We start from the raw sequence: 2,155 nt of genomic DNA, 5'->3' as shown, positions 1-2,155 counted from the left end.
CCTCAGCCCTCCGCCCCGCCCCGCGTCACCAGGGACGCGATCTGTTCCGTGTAGCGCCGGCGGTCCTGGTGTTCGAGATCCAGGATCTCCTCCAGGCCCCAGTGGAAGTGGTAGGCGACGTACGCGATCTCCTCGTGCAGCCGGTCGGTCGCGTACGTCACGATTCCCCCAGGCGGCTCCCGCCGAGTTCGACCTCGAAGGGCTCCGAGCAGTGGGGGCACTCCACGGCGGCACGGGTGTGGCCCTCGGCGTTGACCTGACGGTAGAAGTCCTGGAGGAACGCGAGGTCGGAGGCGAACATGTTCTCCACCACCCCGTCGTGCACCATCGCGAGCGTGCCGAGACTGGTGATGACCCGGCCCAGCAGGACCACCGACAGATACGCCGGGTTCTCCTGGACACGGACGTCCCGCAGCGGGATCAGCTCGTCCCGGGCCGTGGCGAGACGCATCACGCCGTCCCGGTGGACGGTGCCCGACCCGTCGACATAGCCGCGCGGCAGCTCGAAGGGGAACTCCGTCCGCAGCTGCTGCGGCACCGATACGGGGGCGGGGGCGGGGGCGGGAGCAGGTGCGGGCGCCGGGGCGGCCGTCTGCTCCGGCCCCGCGACCGGCCCCGGTGCCGGGGCCTCCACGACCGGGCCCGCGCCCGCCCTGGCAGCCGTACGGCGCATCAAGCGATGACCAGTTCTTCGAAGACGATGGTCACGGTCTCGGTGAGAGGGGAGGCCTCGCCTGCCTTCAACGAGCTGGCGTCGATCTTGCTGCACCAGGCCTGGCGCATGTCGTACCGCTTCACCGGGTTGTTCTGGTAGTCCATCATGATGATGGAGGCGTTCTTGCGGGCCGTGCTCATGTTGCCGGCGATCGACTCGTTGATCCACGCAGTGAACGCCGCGGACTGCGTCATGCCGCGCACCACGGTGCACTGCCCGTCCTTCTGCACACCCGGCATGAGGCTGACCTCGGGCCTGCCCTGCGCCGAGTTCGACAGGTGTTTGATGACGTCCTGTTCGATGCTGAGGCCGTTGACCTCCGCGAGGTACTCGACCATCACGCCGTCGATCTGGAGACCGAAGTTATGTGAAGTAAGGGCGTCACCCGGGCTGAGACTCATCTGTTCTCTGTCCTTCTGAGGGTTCTTGGCAATGGCGTACGAGGAGGAGTACGGGCCGGCGTACGAGGAGGCTTGTGAGAGCTAGCGGGCGCAGGCGGCCGGCCTACTCCTCCAACTCCCCGCTGCCGCTGGAGAACTGGGCCAGCCGGAAGATCACGAACTCGGCGGGCTTGACGGGCGCGATGCCGATCTCGCAGATCACGCGGCCGACGTCGACCGACTCCGGCGGGTTGGTCTCCTCGTCGCACTTGACGTAGAACGCCTCCTCGGGCCGCTGGCCGAAGAGGGCGCCGCTGCGCCACTCGTTGACGAGGAACGCCGAGACGTTGCGCCGGATCCGGGCCCACAGGTTGTGGTCGTTCGGCTCGAACACCACCCACTGGGTGCCGAGCAGGATCGACTCCTCCAGGTAGTTGAAGTACCGGCGGATGTTGAGGTAGCGCCAGGCCGGGTCGGAGGACATGGTGCGGGCGCCCCAGACGCGGATGCCGCGGCCCGGGAAGGCGCGGATGCAGTTGACGCCGATGGGGTTGAGCAGGTCCTGCTCGCCGCGGGTGATCTGGAGCTCCAGGTCCACCGCTCCTCGTACGACCTCGTTGGCGGGCGCCTTGTGCACACCGCGCTCGAAGTCGTTGCGGGCCCAGATGCCGGAGACGTGGCCGCTCGGCGGGATCACGCGGGACTGGCCGGTCGCCGGGTCGAAGACCTTGACCCAGGGGTAGTACAGGGCCGCGTACTTGGAGTCGTAACCCGCGGTCTCCTGGCGCCAGACCCGGATCTGACGGGCGTTGAGGCCCGGCGGCGGGTCGATGACGGCGACGCGGTCGCCCATCAGCTCGCAGTGCGCGATCAGGCCGAGCTGGACGGCCTTCACGGCCTCCAGGTCGATCGCGCCGCGCTGGTAGGCGGCCATCAGGTCGGGGACGGCGACCATGGAGATCTCGTCCACGGCCTCCAGACCGCCGAAGCCGGTGCGGTCCGCGGAGTCGCCGAGGTAGTGGGCCGGGCCGGGGTGGGAGTCGCTCGCCTTGGTGGGAGT

Annotated in this window: 4 protein-coding genes; all 4 read right to left on the bottom strand. The window is 68.8% G+C overall.

Going from position 1 to position 2,155, the window contains the following annotated elements:
* Nucleotides 1-2 precede the first annotated feature (2 nt).
* The gene (locus tag AOK17_RS51415) at nucleotides 3-161 is read right to left on the bottom strand and encodes a DUF6760 family protein (RefSeq protein ID WP_169801982.1); all 159 of its coding nucleotides are present in this window, start codon (nucleotides 159-161) and stop codon (nucleotides 3-5) included.
* Nucleotides 158-673 (bottom strand): hypothetical protein, encoded by a 516-nt coding sequence (locus AOK17_RS37610; protein WP_055617099.1) that lies wholly within the window; start codon nucleotides 671-673, stop codon nucleotides 158-160. The genes AOK17_RS51415 and AOK17_RS37610 overlap by 4 nt, the downstream gene beginning before the upstream one ends.
* Nucleotides 673-1,116, bottom strand: a complete 444-nt coding sequence (locus AOK17_RS37605; protein ID WP_055617098.1) for a phage tail protein — start codon at nucleotides 1,114-1,116, stop codon at nucleotides 673-675. Before AOK17_RS37605 ends, AOK17_RS37610 begins: the two co-directional genes overlap by 1 nt.
* 103 nt (nucleotides 1,117-1,219) lie before the next feature.
* Nucleotides 1,220-2,155 (bottom strand): phage tail sheath family protein (locus tag AOK17_RS37600; protein ID WP_169801981.1); only part of this gene is annotated, 936 nt, incomplete at its 5' end.

The sequence above is a fragment of the Streptomyces phaeochromogenes genome (assembly GCF_001418655.1).
GTDB classification, from domain to species: Bacteria; Actinomycetota; Actinomycetes; order Streptomycetales; family Streptomycetaceae; genus Streptomyces; species Streptomyces phaeochromogenes.
This window is presented reverse-complemented; position numbering and strand designations above follow the sequence as displayed.